This window comes from Vibrio coralliirubri, from assembly GCF_024347375.1.
Classification (GTDB): Bacteria; Pseudomonadota; Gammaproteobacteria; order Enterobacterales; family Vibrionaceae; genus Vibrio; species Vibrio coralliirubri.
On the sequence record NZ_AP025471.1, the window covers coordinates 1,377,857 to 1,397,150 of the forward strand.

The 19,294-nt window shown below is 42.5% G+C and carries 17 protein-coding genes; 6 read left to right on the forward strand and 11 right to left on the reverse strand.

Features of this window, described 5'->3' with window-relative positions; genetic code table 11:
- Positions 1-284: 284 nt before the first annotated feature.
- Entirely contained in the window at positions 285-1,640 is a 1,356-nt protein-coding gene (locus tag OCV20_RS22870; RefSeq protein ID WP_261881459.1) for a hypothetical protein, read from the forward strand.
- Positions 1,641-1,803: 163 nt separating this feature from the next.
- Here the strand turns inward: OCV20_RS22870 and OCV20_RS22875 are convergent, their stop codons facing one another.
- A complete protein-coding gene (locus OCV20_RS22875; protein WP_157896343.1) occupies positions 1,804-1,989 on the reverse strand; it encodes a hypothetical protein in 186 nt (61 codons plus the stop codon).
- Positions 1,990-2,457: 468 nt separating this feature from the next.
- Between OCV20_RS22875 and OCV20_RS22880 the strand changes: the two genes are divergently transcribed.
- Complete coding sequence (locus OCV20_RS22880; RefSeq protein WP_086774173.1) at positions 2,458-3,102, forward strand: hypothetical protein; 645 nt, start codon at positions 2,458-2,460, stop codon at positions 3,100-3,102.
- Positions 3,103-3,351: 249 nt separating this feature from the next.
- Here OCV20_RS22880 and OCV20_RS22885 read toward each other — a convergent pair whose 3' ends face one another.
- The 5 genes from OCV20_RS22885 to OCV20_RS22905 form a co-directional block, all read right to left on the reverse strand.
- On the reverse strand, positions 3,352-3,777 hold the full coding sequence (locus tag OCV20_RS22885) for a hypothetical protein (protein WP_086774174.1): 426 nt from the start codon (positions 3,775-3,777) through the stop codon (positions 3,352-3,354).
- Between the two features lie 2 nt (positions 3,778-3,779).
- Complete coding sequence (locus OCV20_RS22890; RefSeq protein ID WP_086774175.1) at positions 3,780-5,705, reverse strand: hypothetical protein; 1,926 nt, start codon at positions 5,703-5,705, stop codon at positions 3,780-3,782.
- A 2-nt stretch (positions 5,706-5,707) separates the two neighbouring features.
- Positions 5,708-7,558: a hypothetical protein gene (locus tag OCV20_RS22895; protein ID WP_157896344.1), complete on the reverse strand. Its 1,851-nt coding sequence runs from the start codon at positions 7,556-7,558 to the stop codon at positions 5,708-5,710.
- Between the two features lie 143 nt (positions 7,559-7,701).
- Positions 7,702-8,985 (reverse strand): site-specific integrase, encoded by a 1,284-nt coding sequence (locus tag OCV20_RS22900; protein WP_086774177.1) that lies wholly within the window; start codon positions 8,983-8,985, stop codon positions 7,702-7,704.
- 183 nt (positions 8,986-9,168) lie between these two features.
- Positions 9,169-10,065, reverse strand: a complete 897-nt coding sequence (locus tag OCV20_RS22905; RefSeq protein WP_086774178.1) for a LysR family transcriptional regulator — start codon at positions 10,063-10,065, stop codon at positions 9,169-9,171.
- 154 nt (positions 10,066-10,219) lie between these two features.
- On the opposite strand from OCV20_RS22905, the gene OCV20_RS22910 reads away from it, so the two are divergent.
- Positions 10,220-10,858, forward strand: coding sequence for an NAD(P)-dependent oxidoreductase (locus tag OCV20_RS22910; protein WP_086774179.1), 639 nt, complete (start codon positions 10,220-10,222; stop codon positions 10,856-10,858).
- 77 nt (positions 10,859-10,935) lie between these two features.
- On the opposite strand, the gene OCV20_RS22915 is transcribed toward OCV20_RS22910, so the two are convergent.
- Together OCV20_RS22915 and OCV20_RS22920 are read right to left on the reverse strand one after the other, a co-directional pair.
- The gene (locus tag OCV20_RS22915) at positions 10,936-11,589 is read right to left on the reverse strand and encodes a cupin domain-containing protein (protein WP_086774180.1); all 654 of its coding nucleotides are present in this window, start codon (positions 11,587-11,589) and stop codon (positions 10,936-10,938) included.
- A 134-nt stretch (positions 11,590-11,723) separates the two neighbouring features.
- Positions 11,724-12,491, reverse strand: coding sequence for an SDR family NAD(P)-dependent oxidoreductase (locus tag OCV20_RS22920; protein WP_086774181.1), 768 nt, complete (start codon positions 12,489-12,491; stop codon positions 11,724-11,726).
- 105 nt (positions 12,492-12,596) lie between these two features.
- Here OCV20_RS22920 and OCV20_RS22925 point away from each other — a divergent pair, with 105 nt between their 5' ends.
- Positions 12,597-12,935 carry a winged helix-turn-helix transcriptional regulator gene (locus tag OCV20_RS22925; RefSeq protein ID WP_017103534.1) on the forward strand — a complete coding sequence of 113 codons (339 nt, stop codon included), beginning with the start codon at positions 12,597-12,599 and terminating at the stop codon, positions 12,933-12,935.
- A gap of 47 nt (positions 12,936-12,982) precedes the next feature.
- Here the strand turns inward: OCV20_RS22925 and OCV20_RS22930 are convergent, their stop codons facing one another.
- The gene (locus tag OCV20_RS22930; RefSeq protein ID WP_086774182.1) at positions 12,983-13,888 is read right to left on the reverse strand and encodes a LysR family transcriptional regulator; all 906 of its coding nucleotides are present in this window, start codon (positions 13,886-13,888) and stop codon (positions 12,983-12,985) included.
- A gap of 210 nt (positions 13,889-14,098) precedes the next feature.
- Between OCV20_RS22930 and OCV20_RS22935 the strand changes: the two genes are divergently transcribed.
- Entirely contained in the window at positions 14,099-14,818 is a 720-nt protein-coding gene (locus OCV20_RS22935; protein ID WP_086774183.1) for an SDR family oxidoreductase, read from the forward strand.
- A 106-nt stretch (positions 14,819-14,924) separates the two neighbouring features.
- Here OCV20_RS22935 and OCV20_RS22940 read toward each other — a convergent pair whose 3' ends face one another.
- Both OCV20_RS22940 and ompW read right to left on the reverse strand, forming a co-directional pair.
- Entirely contained in the window at positions 14,925-16,736 is a 1,812-nt protein-coding gene (locus tag OCV20_RS22940) for a choice-of-anchor I family protein (RefSeq protein WP_086774184.1), read from the reverse strand.
- 202 nt (positions 16,737-16,938) lie between these two features.
- On the reverse strand, positions 16,939-17,580 hold the full coding sequence (ompW, locus tag OCV20_RS22945) for an outer membrane protein OmpW (RefSeq protein ID WP_086774185.1): 642 nt from the start codon (positions 17,578-17,580) through the stop codon (positions 16,939-16,941).
- A gap of 401 nt (positions 17,581-17,981) precedes the next feature.
- Between ompW and glgC the strand changes: the two genes are divergently transcribed.
- Positions 17,982-19,202 carry a glucose-1-phosphate adenylyltransferase gene (gene glgC / locus OCV20_RS22950; protein ID WP_086774186.1) on the forward strand — a complete coding sequence of 407 codons (1,221 nt, stop codon included), beginning with the start codon at positions 17,982-17,984 and terminating at the stop codon, positions 19,200-19,202.
- The last annotated feature ends 92 nt before the right edge of the window (positions 19,203-19,294 follow it).

A 19,294-nucleotide genomic window follows, 5' to 3' on the forward strand; every position in this document is an offset into this window, starting at 1 on the left:
TTATGAATTTTGGTTACGTGTATGCCTCATACAACTAATAGTTTTTTTGAGGGGATTACGTTCTAACCTGACAGTTTGCCCTACCCACAACCAAGGCGACTTTGGGCAAAGGTGATTTAGAAGTGTGCCACCACGTCTTGGGACATAACAAACTAGAGTTAAAGCACTACACCACTGAACTCTGTTCAGATAAGTGTAGGAATGGAAAAGGTTCTAGACTTGCACAACAAAGTGCAACTGCTAGAATACGATAATTGTAATCATCTGATTTATAAAGGTTTGAAATGCTCGATTTTGATGACTTTGTCGGTGAGTTTGACCATGTTATTGATATATGGTCAGGGGGGCAACTTACCTTGCAAGAAGCCATTGAAAATGCAGATGATGAGTTATTATTCGAGTTTATCGAAACTCTTTTTTTGATAACTAAATATTATTTTTCTACAGGTTCTTCTCAGGAAAGTCCTTTCTCATTTACAGCAAATTCGGCTTTAAGTGGATTAGATACCCCATGTGCTTCCATTGACTGTCGGTTATTAAAAATTGATCAAATGCTTAGCTTTACCTCCCTCTATGCAGATGAGGTGTTCTTAAGAAACCCTTTTGAGTCTCTTTACAAGATATGCCAATCATCCGGTGTGATACCAAAAGTTCGAGTGGAGCTTCTAGCTAACCTAAAGATATATCGAGCTTTATGCCCTTATTTCAAGGTTGGGATTATTAAATATGCCAACAGCACTCATTCATTTTGCCATGACTACATTAATAACGTTCTAGAGCCATACAAAGACAAATTATATAGAAATGAAAGCCGATTGTACGATGCATTGGAAAAGCATTTTCTGAGTAGAGTGACTGCTAGTTATGATGAATATGGTGTTGATAAAGGCCATTTAATCCTAAAAGGGCCTAGTAACCTTATTGAACACCGTGAGATGTATCTTCATATATATGAGAACAAAGGCAAGTATATCGATGATATGCGTATGCGAGGATTACCGTACAAGATAAGCACAGATGGCATACGTAATGAAGGTATCTTGAAGTTACTACTGGAACCGCTGCTTGATGATATAACTTTTCACAATTGGCACTCTAAGTTTTATGGCACAAACCTCCTCACTAACGATGACTTACAGTTCAATATCTTGAACAAAATCAATGTCAACGCTATCAACACAGAAGTATTAACCAATCCATTTAAATATAATCTTACGGTGGCAGAAAACACTACACCTGAAACTGTTATTGAGTTGAGACAAGCTAATGAAGAGTATTTTGACATCTACCGAGAGCGTACAAAACAATTTCTTGGAACAATTAAAGGACTGAATGCCAAAGAGCAAGAAGAAGCCTTTGCTGACCTTGTAAGATCTGAAATAGCTCATATTGATCGAAACTTACGCGCTCATAAAGAGAAATACTTATCCAAGGGTCGCCAAAACATTGTCTTTGGCGCTGGCATAATCACAGTTGGATCGTACTTGGGAATAATACCAACGGATATGGCGTCTTTGATTGCAACTGTAGGCGGTACAGCTGCTCTTTCTTCTTCTGCTACGGATTTCAACCAACTACTACAACCCGACAGTGTGGCTAAAAATAATGATTTTTATTTCTTATGGAAATTGCAGAAGTAGTACTAGCTAATGTATGTCAAATGGGGGCGAGATCTGCCACTTTGTAAATACTTGGATTCCATATACGCAATGGGGCAATTTCAATTTAGCTTATTACCCCATAAATCTAATGAAGGACAATAACGACATAGAGTTGCTGTCAGTACGAGTGTGAATCAATAATCTAATTTCTTTTTGCTTCTTTGAGTTCTTTTTCTGCTTTACGCATATCATCTATCGCATCTTTCAAATCCTCAGAACTCACAGCTCCAGCTCGGCGAAGCTCTGTCATTTCTTTATGATGACTACAAGCATCATCATATCTTTTTCTGGCCTCCTTTATTTCAGGAGTTCTTCTTATATCAAACATACATGAGCAAAAATAAGTCAAATGATGATTTTGTGAACTGATAAGTAAAAGCTAGATAACTTCGAAAGGGGCATTTTCGTGTTTCATACCCCGCCATCACATCTCTGGACATAAATGAGCTACAGGTTTCGCTAAATCAGCATTTAACGAACAACCTGAGGTATTGCAAATCCTCTTATTGATTGGCCAAAATCACTCATCCACTACACTTTGACTCCTGCACAAAAATTGGGGTTAGCAGATAGATCGCATTCTATCCAAGACATTTTGAGCTTTAGTGCATTTAAGGAGTTTAAAGCAAACACCTTGATTTAAGTTGGTTGCTTGAATGCTGTATAATACAGTTTATTAATGAGTATTGAGAGCCAGTGGATTTGAACGATCTCATATATTTATATGACATTATCAATCATAAGCATTAGTCATATTCAATAGTTTCGAGGCAGATTTTAGTAGATGGATATTTTTATGGCATTTTTTGATATCTCTGAACCAATAGCTAGCAAAGTAAACGCTGTAGCTAATTGGGTTACCATAATTGGTGCAGCTCTGGTGCTTGTCGGAACCATTATGGTTGTCTGGTCAGGCGGAATTAAAGAACAATATTCAAATGAAAAGATTCAACAAAATAAAACGATAGCAGAGGTAGCTGGCGCAGATGCTGCAAAAGCTAATGCAGAAGCCGAAAAAGCCAAAGAACACGCTGCATTTCTATCTCGAAAAGCAGAAGAAGCTAAACTGGAGCAAGAGCGCTTAAAAGCTCAATTAGCATGGCGTAGACTATCAGAAGAACAGTCTAAAATTTTACACACCCATCTATCTAACAACCTAAAAGCGAATGTATGGGTATCATTTGTAAAAAATGATCCTGAATCTACGTTATATCGAGAGGAGATAAATTCCGTCTTAGTCTCTTCTGGTGTCAAAACAAAGTATTTTTCGGGGTATGAGATGGCCGTTGGTCTCAACATTATTGGGCCACCAAGCGAAGATAAAGCTCTACTTATCAAGGCTTTTAAAGATGCAGGGTTACAATTCGAAGTAAAACAAACGAATGGTTTCTCTGACGGTCAGTTACAAGTTCTTGTAGGTAGTAAGCCTCCCGTATTTTGATAGGTATAGTTAAAGATTGTATTTTATGAAAAATACCATTGTTGCTCTGACTTTGTTGTGGGTGCTAGGTTTACGGTTAATACATCTGCCAAAATTTAGAGCAACCATCACAATTCATTGATAGTAAAGGTGATTTCAACATAACCCTACAATTAAAATGGAAACTAAAGAATGTAAGCTGTTGATTTTATTTATTAAACAAAGGGGGGCTAAGTGACTTCTAGATCCCCCATAACTTATCAGCCTACCCTAATTAGGCTTGTTAAATGGCAAGACATTATTTGAGTGCTCGTATGCATCAACGATAAACTTAGGATCATCACAGCACTGAAACAAATTATACGTTAGCTCAGTTTGAGCAACCAATAATGCTGCCTTTTCAAACTTTAACTCGGCATTTGACTTAGTAAGTCTCACATTCTTAGTTGCCGTGGTTAATGCCGACTTGGTTGGCGACTTTACCTCTTTACGCTTAGGGGCAACACGCGCTTTTGCCTCCTTAATTCTCTTAATTAAGTCTGGGTAGTGGTATGCAGACCCATCCCCCATCCCTGCTTCAATTTCTACATTTTTGATGTTCAATCTTGCATTTGGAGGGAGAACTACCACATTGCCACTCAATAACCTCTCTAATGCAGACTCCAGTAGCTCCAAACCAGATTTCTTAACTTGCATAATCAACCCTTATACTCTTCAAATTCAACTCCAAAGGTTCGCATGACATGTTCCGCAGCTTTAATCTGACTCATGAAGTGAGAGTAAGAAACGGGCGAAATTGACCCACAATCACTTGCGAACTCAAGATGCGAAGTACAACGCTCGTGTAGTTTTATCCATTTATCCTTCAGCTCTTCTGGTATCAGTGTATGGTCACACTCCGATGCACAGAACGCCGCATTTACACTACCATCTTGGTCGCAACGGTAGCCATTAGTGCAATATGTAAGTCCTGAGTAATTTAACTGGATATCCCCACGTTCTATCAAGGCTTTAATGGATGAACGTGTACTGTAGATCTCTGGAACTTTGCCACTTTCTTTAAGCTTTGATATTTTCGCTGAGAAGCCCCCCATAAGCACCTTATCAGTGTTATAAGCATCAAAAAGTACATCTGCTGACATGTCGTTCTGAATCTCATTTACCAAGGTGTTAAGCTTAGTATCAACACGTAGCTCTTCATTCCTCGTTATCCGAGCGTAATTAGCATACCACTCGGTCATTTGCAGTGAGATATGCTTAAACTGCCGCTTTATAGCGGGTAGTGTTGCCAAATCGAAACGTAAAGCTAGTACAGCAAATGAGCGTCTCCATTGATGTGGAGTTAGATTCCACTCCATTCCAACATACGCATCATTTTGTCGATCTCTATTAAGAGTACAGAACTCTTTGTAGTCAGCTTCGCTAAGGCAAACGCCTTTAACCAAATTTTCCACATGCCTTTCTTTTATACTGTATGCGGTTTTAACACTCAGTTTACGAATACTCGAAAAAGTAACATACAGAGAGCGAGTGTTCAGGTTCATTATTGCCTTAATCTTACCGATAAACTTAATAATCCCATCACACATCTCAGAGCACACCCATTCATCGACAATATCTTCTGAATCTGACAACTTAGAGGTCTCCGCTGTCAAGGTGTGATAAACATCTTCACCTTCCGTGTAAGTTTGGAACGAACCATCATGAAGCCTAGCTAATTCATGGATTCTCATGCCAGTAAATGCCAGCAGCAATTGGTATGATGCGTTCAAAACCCTGTTGAGCCAACCACAGACGTTAATGGGATTATAGTCACCGTCAATGTAAGGTGACAAAGCGCTATTAAGTAGACAGCTTTCCGTAATGACCTGTCCACGAGGCTTCATGTAGTAGTTTACACCAACCGTGACATTAGCTTCTCCTTTCACTCGTATTGCTTCTTCTCGACGCGATTTAGCCTTATCAAAGTGAGATCCATACTGCTGTGCTAGCATCTCAATCTCATCTAATGAATCTTTACCAGCCTTGTAAAGCTCCAACGCATTACCCAGAATAGTTGTAGCGATACCTAACGGGATGGCGAGCGTCTGTTTCTTTTCAAGACGTCCTGATGAGCAATATTTCTCGGTTAGAGCTGTCATGTTGAATTTTGGCAACTCACAAAGCCCCTCTCTGTGAGCAGAAAACGCCATCACATTAAAGGTTGAAAGCAATTCAGAGAGAGATGAATATGCATACTTACCATTAACGTGCTCTAAGTATTTCATTAATGCCGAGCGAGTGAACATATCTTTTGGTTCTATATCAGGTGGCATACAACCAATAATCGTCCTGACCCTTATAACAGCATTAAGGAAAGACACCTCCTTAACCATTCGTTTCTCTGCATCATCTGATCTGTACGTCCTTATAATTAAATGCCTGATCAGAAATGGTATGTTCGCCACTAAAGTCCTCGTAACCCTTACTTCGTCTAGAACCTTCTGATGACTTATCCATTTATCATCTTTTAATCTGCTCAAGCCATCCCCATGCAAATCAAAGGTGGTGAACAACTCAAGATCTAAGCTAGATTGAAAATCAGCTCTTACGCTGGCAACATCAAATGCTCGATTACTGGTCATGATTAATCCTCGTCCCAGTATGGGTGCAATCCATCATCAATTAATTTCTCTCTGGCTAACGTAAGAGTTTCCTCGGAAAATTTTCCTATGATAATATCTATCTTTTCAATCACTTCACTAAAGTTGTTTGCGAAATGCTCCCTATCAATGCTAAATATCTTCCCCTCAAGCAATTTTTCCTTGAATGACAAGAAGTTCCAAATATCATCGATAGAATCCACAATTGCAGCACTAGGGCAGTCAAAACAAGCTAATAAATCAGAACAAGCCAACACTCCAAAATTGCTTCTTTCAGCCTTCTTACTGAATGCACTAACTGTTGTAGGCTTTGTGCAGACAGTTCCCATTGGAGTGTTTGATTGAACGTCTAGAATTGGTATCAATGAAGCCTTATACAGTCTATCTTTGACCTCTGATGCTGTTACATCGTCTTCGATCGATAAGGCAACGGATTGAATCGCAGCAGCAACACCACCTAATGAAACTTTATGCTCCACAGGAGAGCCTTCAGAATAGTTTTTCATTACAACAGCAGGACTACTCCCTGAACGTTTGATCGCTGCAACAGTCCCACCTTTGCTGTGCTCAAGTGATATCTCAGTTTCGCGTATTCTCTGTGTTGTTAGTGTTTTTAAGCCTTCGATTTCCCCAGTTATAAAGTCAACTATACATGGGTTCTTAGCGTAAAAAGCGGATTGATTGTCCTTGGTGACTCTAAAGAGAAGATTGTCTGTAGGGATATCAAATAATTCATGAACCTCTAGTAGATTCTGAATAACTCGGTATCCCGTTTTTTTTATTTTCAACTCTTCTGGGCTTGAGCTGTTCAGACTAGGCAAATCCATAGATAAATTCTTGTATATACCACGATTCTTTTGGGCTTTGAGATGAACCCACTCACCATGCTCATTATCGAACTCTACGTCACTGGTGCGAATATTGGTTAAAGTTGTGTCAGTCCATGCTGAGTAACGCGCTATAAGGTAATACGCAGTCGTATTTAATAGATTTATAGCAGCTCTTCTTGAAGAGAACCTGAGGTTTGAGTTACCCCCTACGTATTCATATGCCGACGTACTTGGTGATTTAATATATTGATAAGCTCTTCCGTGCAGTCTAAATAGAAGTCTCACTAACTTCTTATACCTTACGTCATCATACCCATTCACAGGGACACTAGAGACGCTTGGGAGCTTATTTACTGCTACTGACACGGCGTGTGGCAGACTAACCTCAGCAGCTTCGAAAGTTTTCAACAACCTTCTAGCTTTAGGCTTTGACTTAGAACTACCCTTAGCCTTCGCATCCACAGCTTTGTGAAGATTAGAAATGTAGTTAGCTAAATTGCCAGCATCGAAAAAATGACTGCTACATGTCTTTGCATAGTTCCTTATTGTACTAATGTACGCCAATAAGGTGTCACCAGATAACTCATCATATAAAGCTTTGATAGCCGTGAATAAAAGTCCAGCATCTTTCAGATGAGAGACATCATTACTCATATCAATTGTCTTGAAGCCAGCAGAACGAGTATTAATTCCTATGTAATGAGTTCCATCAGCAGCCCACATTACGCCTTCCTTGACGGATTGCGGCTTCTTATTGTTAAACATTGACTCAATTGGCGTTTGCGAAGCGTCATATTTAATACCCAAACGTTCAAACATCGACTTAACCGTACCAGTCACCTTATGATGCTTATCATGTAATATATACGCACTGACGGCTTCACCAGTCATTGGGTTTTGGTAATCGTTGTTTTCGCACCAAACAAAGTATTTCTTCAGATTAAAGAAAGCAGTTTTCTTGCCAGCATTATGTCTAGCATCTACATGAGAGAATATTTCGGTCATGTATTGAGATCTGTGACTACACACAGCAGATTGGTCGAACTCATTGGGTACACCGAAGCAGACCAGCCTTCTAGTGTCAATTTCCGTTATTGGTCGCCCCTTATAGGGCGTGAAAGTAATTTTAAATTGGTTCTGGATCATGTTTAGTCTTTCAAAATCTCTTGTGTGTACAACTCTAATTCCATTGCAGACTCTCTTTTCACTTCTTGACTTTCAATGATGCTCATATACCTAAAAGTATCCTTGTCCAACTTATGACCAAGTGTGCTTTTCACCTCATTGAATACCTCTGAAAACTTCATGCCTCTATCAAGTAATCGAGTCCCGTATTCAGTAGCAAAAGTCGCCCTTAAGTCGTGGTACTTGTGATTAAAGTCAACACCATGCTCTTGAAGAAGCTGTTGCCTAAGCTCGCTCATCCTCTTTGTAAGTTCATCTGAACGGAAAGGTGTTCCTCGGTTATTCAAAAACAACCTTGGATTATCCACTGCAAACTTTTTACCTAAGGCAAGTCGCTTATCTGAGGTTGCGTAGTCGCATAGGCGCTCATAAAGAGCGAACGGTATTTCAACTATACGTCTAACGCCGTTTTTAGTCTTAGTACCTTCGTTGCCACCCACTGAAACCACGACAGTCTCCCGAGCGCTAAGATTTGCATTAGCGAAATCACCAGTGAAAAATGAGTAAGGAAGCGTCAGCGCTTCATTCTCACGCAACCCCATCAACAGTGAAACCTGAGATGCTAACACCATATGAGGCTTTCCAAGAATTGCCAGCCCAAGCTTGAATTGCTCGCGACCAAGCGCATTTATTGGCTTCAGCTCTCTGCCGCCATTTTTCTTGAAGGAGTCAGAGATACCACGTAACTTTTGTGGCAACTTCATATCACTCGTCGCAGCATAAAACCTTTTCTTACCTGAAGCAGTGTGCTTTTCAACTCTTCGAGTGTCTGTGACGAATGGTTGGTTGATATCGCTTATATCCAACACTCTTTCGTGGAAAGCCCATAAGTAAAACCTCTTCACAGCCCCTAGCCATTGGTTTCCTGTATCAAAGGAATAATCGCCATTTTTCACCTTATCCATAACATGCCTCTTGAATGCATATGTCGGACGCTGAAGTTTTGAACGAGGAAATACGTTCCAACAACAACCGTTATCCTTCAAGAATTGAAAGTATGCTTTCAGTCCCTTGGTTGTTGTCAGATTGTTCTCATGCATGAACGCTGGATCGGCAATCAAATCAATAAGAAATAGATTTACTGGAGTTATGGCGAGTCCCGTCTCTGAATCGTAAAGTATGTTGGATTTGATGGTTCGACAGCTAGTATCAAAATTAACAGAAGAAGTTATGTTGTTTGATTCATCTCGGCTTAGAACTGGAGTACCATCGACTCGTAGTTCAACCTCTAAATATTTTATACTCACTGCATGTCCCTAAAACAATTGAAGAATAATGATATCATCACTCCAGATTACAGGAAAGATAAGAGGTTAGGAGGGTTAGAGGAATATAAGAAGTTAGGAGGGTTACAAATCCGATATCACCTTTGATATCGGATTTTTGTATTTATGGGTTGTAGATTTATGTAGGTAAGCATTTATGCCACTTCAAACATCGCCAGACTTGATATCGCTAGACCAAGCTTCTGCGGCAAAATCAATGAACTGACGAACAACTGGAAGCTGATAACTACGAGACAAATACACCGCCCAAAGCACACTACTCGGTGAAACAAAATCATCCAAAATTCGTTTCAATCTGCCATCTGTAATCAAAGGATTAGCTAAATCACAGGGCAAGCGAACAACCCCTTTTCCATGCTGTGCAGCGCGGGTTAATACCCCAACATCATTGGCTTTAATAGTGCCAGACACCTCAACAGAATAGTGCTGATTATCCTTAACGAAATCCCACTTAGAGACACTCAAATGGCGAAAACAATTGTGCTGTCGAAGCTCGTCGACTGTTTTCGGTTGACCATGTTTGTCTAAATAAGCTTGCGATGCACACACCACCGAATCAATTTCCATTAGCTTACGAGCAATCAAGCTATCGTCAGGTTGATCGGTATAACGCAGCGCAATATCGATTCTGTCATCCACCAGCTGAGCAAAACGGTCAGAAGCAAAAAGTTCTACCGTGATATTGGGATGAAGCTCTGTGAACTGTTCAACCACATCCAACAACATGTGCTGAGTTAAACCAATGGGTGCAGCAATTCGAATGGTTCCGGAGAGAGCATCGGTTTGATTAAGCGCGGTCACTTCTAACTCCGCCGTTTCATGGAGTATTTTCTCGCAGCGCTGTAAGGCGATTTCCCCTGCCGCCGTCAAACTCACCTTACGAGTGGTTCTGTGCAACAACCGCTGTTTTAACCACCCTTCGATCTCTTGAACATGACGCGAAACCTGCAACCGGCTCATGTCCAAATGCTCTGCTGCTTGAGTGAAGCTGGCACAATTTGCGACTTCAACAAAGCTACGCATCGCCGTCAATCTATCCATCACACTTTTCCTTATCCACTGAACCAAGCCTATTAGATAACTATATAGATACAATCTACATCATTTTACGATATTTATCGCAGCTTAGTGAGCTATTAGACTGCAATGGCTGTCGAGAAACAGACTCAATAAATTAGATAATTGGAGAGACATTATGAAAATTGCAGTATTAGGCGCATCAGGTTGGATTGGTAGTCACATCGCTCAAGAAGCTCAAGCTCGCGGACACGAGGTTGTTGCTGTTGTAAGAGATGCAAGCCGTGTAGAGCTCAGCGATGTTGAGGTTCGTTCATTTGATTTACAAGATGAAGCAGCCAGTCTAACGACTGCTTTCTCCGGCGTTGATGCGGTTATTGCTTCGATTGGCGGACGTGCTCTAGGCAATCACGACATCGTAAAAAGTACAGCAACTAAACTGCTTGATACACTGCCAAGCATTGGTATCGAACGTCTACTTTGGGTAGGTGGTGCGGGTTCATTGGAAGTAGCGCCAAACGTACCGCTAGTTACCGTTCCGGCCTTTCCAACAGAGCATAAAAACGAAGCGCTAGCACAAGGTGAAGCTCTTGAAGTATTCAAACAGTCTAACAGCGAGGTTAACTGGACGTTCATTAGCCCAGCAGCAGAAATCTTCCCGGGCGAGAAACTATCAACCTACCGTACAGGTGGTGACCAACTGCTCACCGACCAAGATGGCAACAGCAAAATATCCGTCAGCGATTACGCTATTGCGATGATTGATGAGCTCGAAGCTGACAAGTTCCCACGCCAACGTATTGGTGTCGCTTACTAGTCAGCTCATATATAAAAACTAAAAAAAGCCGCTTGTTCAAAACAATGCGGCTTTCTCATCTTTTACTGAGCATTCCTTTAATCCAATGGCAGATGCCCCGTTTTCACTAGGATAACCGTCTCTTCTTCCACATAAGGAAAATGCTCACTCATGTGCGGGCTGCGCATCCAGGTGTGTTTCGGGTACTCACCATGTTCGTCTTTAAAGGTGCCAGAAAGTACAAATATCTCTTCACCGCCAAAGTGGCGATGCGGCTGAAAACGTTCGCCAACCGGCCACTTCACTAACGCGACATGCTCGTGTTCGAACTCATGCAGTGGCATCACTTGCAAACCGCCAATACCCTGAAGCCATTCGGTTTCCAAAGTATTAATGCGAACTTGAGTTAAGTCTCTCGCGTCAAACTGGTTGAGCTTAACCAAGATCTTGCAGCCATTTTTGCTGGATGGCGAATGCGCGCTGCCCGGCGGATTACGGATATAAGTACCTGCAGGGAAATCACCCGTTTCATCTGAGAACACGCCATCTAATACGAAGATCTCTTCGCCTTGTGGGTGTGGGTGCTCAGAAAACGAAGATTCAGGATCGTACTTCACCACACTGGTTGTGTGGCCCGATTCTTTCTCTTCTCTTTCAAGTGGCTTACGCCAAACCCCTTTAGCAGGGCTTGCGACCCAATCTAATGTCTCGGTTTCTATAACCAGTCTCTTTGAAAAGTCCATGTTGAACATAATGGCGACCTTACTCTTGTTATCGTTTTAATTATTATGATTGTCTTTCTCGTTTCTATTCTACGCGAATACTGATCAAGGAGGCTATCTCGCTGCTATTTTGCCTGCGCGATAGCCACCTAAAAGAATCCTGATTAATTACGACCAGCAATCACACCGCCATCAACATCCCAGATGGCACCCGTTACCCAATCTGCACTGTCTGACAGTAAGAAAGAGATGCTATTAGCGATGTCTTTCGGCAAACCAACTCGACCAATAGGATGGAACGCGTTGAAGCCTTCTAGCGCTTGATTCACTTCTTCAGGTTTGATGAAAGATTCGTAAATCGGCGTTTTAACCACGGCCGGAGACACCGCATTCACACGAATGTTATGCTCAGCCAGTTCCATTGCCATGTGTTGTGTTAATGCATGCAGGCCAGCTTTAGCCATTGAATAGGCAGAAGATGGCGTCGCTTTGATTGCCTGTTTCGCCCACATAGAGCCTACATTTACCACGTTTCCGCCACCATTTTTGATCATCAACTTACTTATCGCTTGAGTGATGAAGAAGGTTGCTTTATTAAGCTGCATATACTGCTCGTAATCAGATTCTTGGTGCTCAATAAACGCTTTAGGGTTGAAGTAACCTGCAGCATTCACAAGGTAACCAATACCTTCTTCGAGCGACTCTAAATGCGCAATAAGACGAGACACACTTGCATCATCATAAAGGTTAGCTTGCCAGCCTGAAGCGTGACCGAGCGATTGCAGCTCTGACACCGCTTTATCTAACTTAGTTGGGTTATTGCCGACCACCAACACATGGATGTTTTGAGCGACTAACTGCTTCGCTGTTTCAAAGCCCATACCACTTGTGCCACCGATTACGACTGCAATACCATTTTTAGTGAAGTTCATTTTGTTATCTCCTAAGTCATGTGAACGTGGTAATCTTAGGCTTTGAACTAACACTATGAATAGTAAGTACAAATCGGTTAGGTAGGTACTTATTGGTACATCTTTATGAAAAATCAGGAAAACTTTTTTTCAAGAAAATCAGCACCAGAGCGCTCAGCTCGCATGGTAGAAACCATCTACGGCTGTAAATGGTCGCTAACGGTTTACCAATTACTGGCAAATGGCATTAATCGCCCCGGTGAAATGGTGCGCTCGGTCGAAGGGTTATCGACCAAGGTATTGAATGAATGCTTGAAGCGAAATGTTGAGTTTGGGATTTTGGATAAGCAGATGTTCAACGAACTGCCACCAAGAGTTGAGTATCAAGTGACGCCCTTTGGTGAGAAGTTCTTACTGATTCTAGAGCAGTTGGAAAACCTACAAAACGAAATCGACGAGATGTAAGCCCAAGCAAATCCACTCTATTCCAAATAATGGACAGCACGCACTATTTAGCTGACTGGCATTTGCTCAAAACGGCCTTTCACAAAATCAATGAAGGTTCGAATTCGGCTCGGTTGATAGCGGTCTCGATGATAGATCGCTGAAAAGTCCACTTTCGGTACCACCCACTCATCAAACACCTGCTCCAGTTGCCCATCATTGATCTCTTGCAAGCAATAGATGGTTGGAACACGAATAATCCCGTTGCCCGATTTCGCGCCTTGTACTAACACTCGGCCATTCTTACATTGCAACCTACCCGTCACATGCACATCGACCGTTTTCTTAGTATCGTCCAGAGCTTGAAAGCTCCACTTACGCACAGACCCCGTTAAGCAATCATGGTGGATGAGGTCTTTAGGATGGTTTGGCTTCCCTTTGCGAGTGAAATACTCAGGGCTCGCGAGTGTTCCCATCTCAATGTCCAAAAGCTTTCTTGCGATAAAGCCCGCATCTTCTAGGCTCCCCATACGAAAAGCGATATCAAAAGCGTCTTCAATCAAGTCAACTCGGTTACTACTGAAATCAAGGCTAATGCTGATGTCTGGGTAGAGCTGCATAAACTCATTGACCAGATCCGCGATGATCACCTCACCCAGATAACCGCCGACACAGTTTACTTTTATGTCGCCGCGCACTTCTTCGACATCATCAACCGCAGCAATCAGCGCTTGGTCTATGTTATCGAGGGCTTGCTCACATCTCGCGTACAGATCTTGCCCTGCGTGAGTCAGCCTCAAGGTTCGAGTGGTGCGGATAAACAGTGTCACACCCATCTGCTTTTCTAAACTACTTACTTGGCGTGATACGTGGGAGCGAGACACATCTAACTCCTCCGCCGCTTTGGTGAAATTACCTAAACGAGCGATCAGCACGAAGGAGCGAATATCAGACAGATTAATTTGATTGAGCATAGTCGCCAGCTTACTAATGAAGTTATGAGATAGACGCTTTTATTGTTGCACCATGGCAACAGTGTTTCAAGTAAAGCGCTATATATCAACAATGCTATTTTCCTTAATATACCTCCATCGCAACGAAGCAAGGCAACAAGCACTTGATTCGAATGCACTTAAACAATACGTCGTAGCCAACCGACGCAATAAAAGTACAGAGGAAATAAAATGAAAAAACTAATCGTAATTACAGGTGCAAGCTCTGGTATTGGTGAAGCAATCGCTCGTCGTCTAAGCGATGAAGGTCACCCTCTGCTACTTGTAGCTCGTCGTATTGACCGCCTTGAAGCGCTGAATCTACCAAACTCACTGTCAGTGAAAGTAGACGTAACAGACAAAGCGTCTTTTGATGCAGCAATCGCACAAGGTGAAGAGAAGTTTGGTCCTGTAGATGCGCTTATCAACAACGCTGGCGCAATGCTTCTTGGTCAAATCGATACTCAAGACGCACAAGAGTGGAAGACAATGTTCGATGTGAACGTGATTGGTCTTCTAAACGGCATGCAGTCTGTACTTGCTCCGATGATGGAACGCAATACAGGTACTATCATCAACATCAGCTCTATCGCAGGTAAGAAAACATTCCCAAGCCACGCGGCTTACTGTGGTACTAAATTCGCGGTACACGCTATCTCTGAAAACGTTCGTGAAGAAGTTGCGGCTTCAAACGTTCGTGTTACCACTATTGCACCAGGTGCTGTAGAAACAGAACTTCTGTCTCACACAACATCTCAAGAGATCAAAGACGGTTACGACTCTTGGAAAGAAGACATGGGCGGCGTATTGGCAGCTGACGATATCGCTCGCGCTGTATCATTCGCTTACCAACAACCACAGAACGTATGTATCCGTGAGATTGCTCTAGCACCAACTAAGCAACAGCCATAGGCCTTTGCTATCGCTACTAAACAAGCGATGAACTAAAAAGCGCCACTACTGAATAAGTAGTGGCGCTTTTGTTTTTATTGAGTGTAGCTACAAGCAGTAACCGTGATTAAAACTCAACGCGATAAACTGATGTACTGCCGCTTACTTCGTTCCCAACCGCAATAAAGTGGTTACCTGAACGTGTGAAATACTTAATTGATTCAGGGCCTAAATCACCCGCTTTAGCGTTGTAAGTATCGTTGTCGCAATCACCGTCGTCATCAACCTTAGTGCACACTGGCTGAGTAAAGTCACGGTTGTTCAAGTAGCTGATGAAACTTGCGTTTTTAGGCTCTGTTACGTCGTAAACCATGATGCCACCTTGGCGCTCCAGCCCAATAAATGCATAGTGCTTGCCGTTGATCTCAGCCACTTCGATAGCCTCAGGTTCTACCCCTTTATCATCACTGCGATCGTCACCACTTTGGTTGTTATCATTGGTGCTGTTGAAGTTTGCAGGATCTTGATCAAGAACGATCCGAGCGAAATCATCGCCGCTATCAAACACTAATTCGCCTGACTCATCCCAGATAGAGAAAGAACGGCTGCCGAATGCTTGAACCTTTTGGTCAGCAGCGAGTGTCCCTTGTGGCTTAATCACTTTAAGACGTGCAAGTTGCTTGTTGTCTTTCAACGCGCCAGCCAATGAGTGGTTAGCGTCAACATCTAACTTATTGCCGCGTACTTCATCGACATAAGCAATACAAAAGTCTTTTTCTGTAGTGTAGTTTTCGGTGCCTTGATAATCGTCACCGTCCCACTCAAAACCTTTCTCATCACACATTTCTTGCGTGGTCTTGATGCCATATTCACGACCATCACCTTCGTTCGCAGTCACAATGTAGGTGTTGCCCTCAACACTGTAGCTAGTGATGCTATCTGGCATGTAAAGGCCTTCTAACATTGCGTAGCTTTGTAGATTACCGATGTTTTTGTCTTTGTTTGACGCATCTAGCTTAGCGTTATCCCAAGGCTTCCCGTCTAGTCCAAGAATCGCATCCACTTGCGCACTCGCCACATCAATCGCTGCCAACGCATTGTTCTCTTGAAGGGCAACGTAGAGTTTTCCGTTATCAGCAAACGTTAGGTATTCCGGTTCAAGGTCTTGAGCTACGGTTGCATTCGGCGCAGAGATTCGAACCTTGTCGGTCAACTCTGCATGACGAGGCTGACCTTGATTAAATACCTTGAAATCAATTTGAGTGACAGTCGCTTGCAACGGACCCTTGGTTAAATCCACCAGCGTTACTGTACCTTCAGGGTCAATGCTGTAATCCGCATTCGGCTCACCTTCATTTGCAGAGGCAAAGTAGCGACCATCTTTCGAGAAGCTCACCATGTCCGGTAATGCACCAGCAGTATAAGTCGTGATCAGCTCTAATGTGTCTGAACGATAAAGGGCAATGATGCCGTTTTGTTGCTTGTCAGCATTTTCAATCGCGACAGCAACTAATCCTTGATATGTCGACACACTGTTCGCTGCACCAATATCAATACCAGAAGCTGCAGCCGCTAATTGAAGATCAATAGAACCCGAAGATGTTGGTTCGCTAGCTGAGTTCATTGATAACACATCAACTTTCTGAGCTTGAGCGTTCACAACATAAAGCTTGTCGGTACATGAATCGTAGCTGACGATTTCGGCTGCAGAAGTATCAAACGGGGCGTCGGCAATTGAACGGCCAACTAGGCTGATTCCAGTTACCTCAGCATTGGAAGCGCTTGGCTGCTCGATGGATTGGCATTGAAGGCTAAAAGCATCAAGTGACGTTTGAGATGGCGTAGCTGTCGTTGGTGATGTTGATTGAGAACAGCCTACTAGAGCAGAACTTACCGCGATAGGTAGTAATAATGTCAGCTTATTAAATTTACGATTCATATATCCTCCATAATTTGAATCGCGATCATAGAGGGCTGTTATGACACTTATCTTTCCCTTTTATTAACAATAAATGACAACAATGAGCTTCTCTTTCCCATAACTACAATAAGTTGGACTAGGCATTTCATTAACAAGTAAGCAAAAAAAAGCGCCCAAGCTGGCTGATGCTTGAGCGCCTTTAGTAAACCGAATAGGGAGATTAGAAGTTGTAACCACCACCAATCATGAATACCCATGGGTCGATATCAACGTCTGTAGAGTACTGTTTACCACCCGCTTTGTATTTAGCTGTAGTGCCGATATCTGCATACCAAACCGATGCGTTCAGGAACCAGTCTTCATTGATCATGTAGTCCATACCAATGTTTGCTGCTAAGCCCCAAGAGTCATCAAGAGATAAGTCGCTTAAACCTAGATCTTTCGCTCCTTGATTTAGTGACTCATCGAAGAATACCGTGTAGTTGATACCTGCACCTACGTAAGGGCGGAAATCACTGCTCGCTTGCCCGAAGTAGTACTGAACCATAAATGTTGGTGGTAGGTGTTTAGTCTCAGCAATTTCACCTAGACCAGTTGCAGAAATGTTGTGAGAAAATGGGCTTGCCGCTAGTACTTCAAAGCTGATGTTATCTGTAAACATGTAGCCAAAAGTCAAACCAAGTTGAGTGTTTGAGTCTACAGAGAATTCTGTATTTGGATCATTCAACACAGCGCCACTGCTGTCGTTGGGAGATACCGTTGCTGCACCTGCACGGATGATGAAATCACCTTCTTTATGAGCAAAAACATTGGTTGACATAAGAGCCGCAATAACCGCAATACCACATACTGTTTTTTTCATTATAATTTCCTTTTGGGGGCTTAATCTTTATTGGTGAATGAGTGATCATTTCTTATTTTGCGTGCAAGGTAGCATAGAATAACCCTACTTTATTGATGGAAATCAATTTGTGAAAAGTTGTGATTATTTATGTAAATTTATATCGACCCGATCACTTTATTCCTTCATTTTATTGACAGTTTTGTAATGCAACTTTTCCGTGCGTCATTTTGTTAATTCAATCCCTTCACTTTGTTCGGATCTTTTTTGGATCAAAATAGAGCAAGCCAATATCTCGCACGCATCATTTTGGTGCAGCTCTACAAGAATCAATCTCGCCTCGTATAATATTCAATGAGTTACATTTGGCTTAGTGCTTGCAAGTCTATGTTCATAATCATAAATACATTGAGGTTCTGATCATGCAAGACACTCTAACAATCGTTCTGGCCGGCGGTGTTGGCTCTCGGCTTTCCCCTCTCACCGATAACCGTGCAAAACCTGCGGTACCCTTTGGTGGCAAATATCGAATCATCGATTTCACTCTCGCGAACTGCTTACACTCTGGGCTACGCCAAATTTTGGTGCTGACTCAGTACAAGTCTCACTCTTTGCAAAAACATTTGAGAGATGGTTGGTCGGTGCTTAACCCCGAGCTCGGCGAATACATCACCAATGTTCCCCCACAAATGCGAACCGGTGATAGCTGGTACAGCGGTACTGCCGATGCGATTTATCAAAACTTGTATCTGCTGTCTCGCAGTGAAGCTAAGCATGTGGTGGTGTTATCTGGCGACCATATCTATCGCATGGATTACGCTCCAATGCTCAAGCAGCACAAAAAGAACGAAGCCGACCTAACTGTGGCGTGCATGGAGGTTTCGATTGACGAAGCCAAAGAGTTTGGTGTGATGGAGATAGACGAATCTCTAGAGATCAATAACTTTACCGAAAAGCCACGTTACCCTACATGTGTACCTGGTAGGCCAACTCGAAGCATGGCTTCAATGGGTATTTACGTCTTTGATAAAGAAGTGCTAACACAAGCGCTACTGGCGGACGCCGAAGATCCGAACTCAAACCACGATTTTGGTAAAGACATCATTCCTAAATTGGTCGGCAACAACAGTGTTTACGCATACAAGTTTGGGGATGAAGAAGGCCGAGTGACCCAAGATGCGTACTGGAGGGATGTTGGTACTATCGACTCTTATTACCAATCCAACATGGACCTGTTAAAGCCAGCTTCGCCTATCGATTTATATCAACCTGATTGGGCAATTCGTACTTACGAACCTCAGCTGCCACCCGCACGAACCATTGCTTCGGTTGAAGGTAACCAAGGAATATTCATCAACTCGATGATAGCGAATGGTGTTGTAATTGAAGGCGGCTCGGCGCAAAACTCTATCTTCTTCCCGAAAGTGAAAGTCAGCAATGCCGCGATTGTGATTGATAGTATTCTGTTTGAAGATGTTGAGATTGGAAAAAATTGCCACATACAAAACTGTATCATCGATAAGAACGTTAAGGTGCCAGATGGAACCCAGATCGGTGTTGATAGCCTTGCCGATGCGAAACGCTTCCACATATCAAAACAAGGCGTGATTGTTGTGCCCTCTTCTTACCAATTTGAAGAGTAACCTTTAACGTTGGGATAGCTTTTCTTTAAACGAAAAAAAGGCAGCGAACTCGCTGCCTTCTTATTTACTCACACGGCTTCAGTTAAGCTTAA

Coding starts and splice junctions, on each gene's coding strand:
- OCV20_RS22925 (WP_017103534.1), top strand. CDS start 12,597: ATGAAAAATCAGGAAAACTTTTTTTCAAGAAAATCAGCACCAGAGCGC.
- OCV20_RS22930 (WP_086774182.1), bottom strand. CDS start 13,888: ATGCTCAATCAAATTAATCTGTCTGATATTCGCTCCTTCGTGCTGATC.
- OCV20_RS22915 (WP_086774180.1), bottom strand. CDS start 11,589: ATGTTCAACATGGACTTTTCAAAGAGACTGGTTATAGAAACCGAGACA.
- glgC (WP_086774186.1), top strand. CDS start 17,982: ATGCAAGACACTCTAACAATCGTTCTGGCCGGCGGTGTTGGCTCTCGG.
- OCV20_RS22870 (WP_261881459.1), top strand. CDS start 285: ATGCTCGATTTTGATGACTTTGTCGGTGAGTTTGACCATGTTATTGAT.
- OCV20_RS22910 (WP_086774179.1), top strand. CDS start 10,220: ATGAAAATTGCAGTATTAGGCGCATCAGGTTGGATTGGTAGTCACATC.
- OCV20_RS22895 (WP_157896344.1), bottom strand. CDS start 7,558: ATGACCGAAATATTCTCTCATGTAGATGCTAGACATAATGCTGGCAAG.
- OCV20_RS22905 (WP_086774178.1), bottom strand. CDS start 10,065: ATGGATAGATTGACGGCGATGCGTAGCTTTGTTGAAGTCGCAAATTGT.
- OCV20_RS22940 (WP_086774184.1), bottom strand. CDS start 16,736: ATGAATCGTAAATTTAATAAGCTGACATTATTACTACCTATCGCGGTA.
- OCV20_RS22890 (WP_086774175.1), bottom strand. CDS start 5,705: ATGACCAGTAATCGAGCATTTGATGTTGCCAGCGTAAGAGCTGATTTT.
- OCV20_RS22935 (WP_086774183.1), top strand. CDS start 14,099: ATGAAAAAACTAATCGTAATTACAGGTGCAAGCTCTGGTATTGGTGAA.
- OCV20_RS22875 (WP_157896343.1), bottom strand. CDS start 1,989: ATGTTTGATATAAGAAGAACTCCTGAAATAAAGGAGGCCAGAAAAAGA.
- OCV20_RS22920 (WP_086774181.1), bottom strand. CDS start 12,491: ATGAACTTCACTAAAAATGGTATTGCAGTCGTAATCGGTGGCACAAGT.
- OCV20_RS22885 (WP_086774174.1), bottom strand. CDS start 3,777: ATGCAAGTTAAGAAATCTGGTTTGGAGCTACTGGAGTCTGCATTAGAG.
- OCV20_RS22880 (WP_086774173.1), top strand. CDS start 2,458: ATGGCATTTTTTGATATCTCTGAACCAATAGCTAGCAAAGTAAACGCT.
- ompW (WP_086774185.1), bottom strand. CDS start 17,580: ATGAAAAAAACAGTATGTGGTATTGCGGTTATTGCGGCTCTTATGTCA.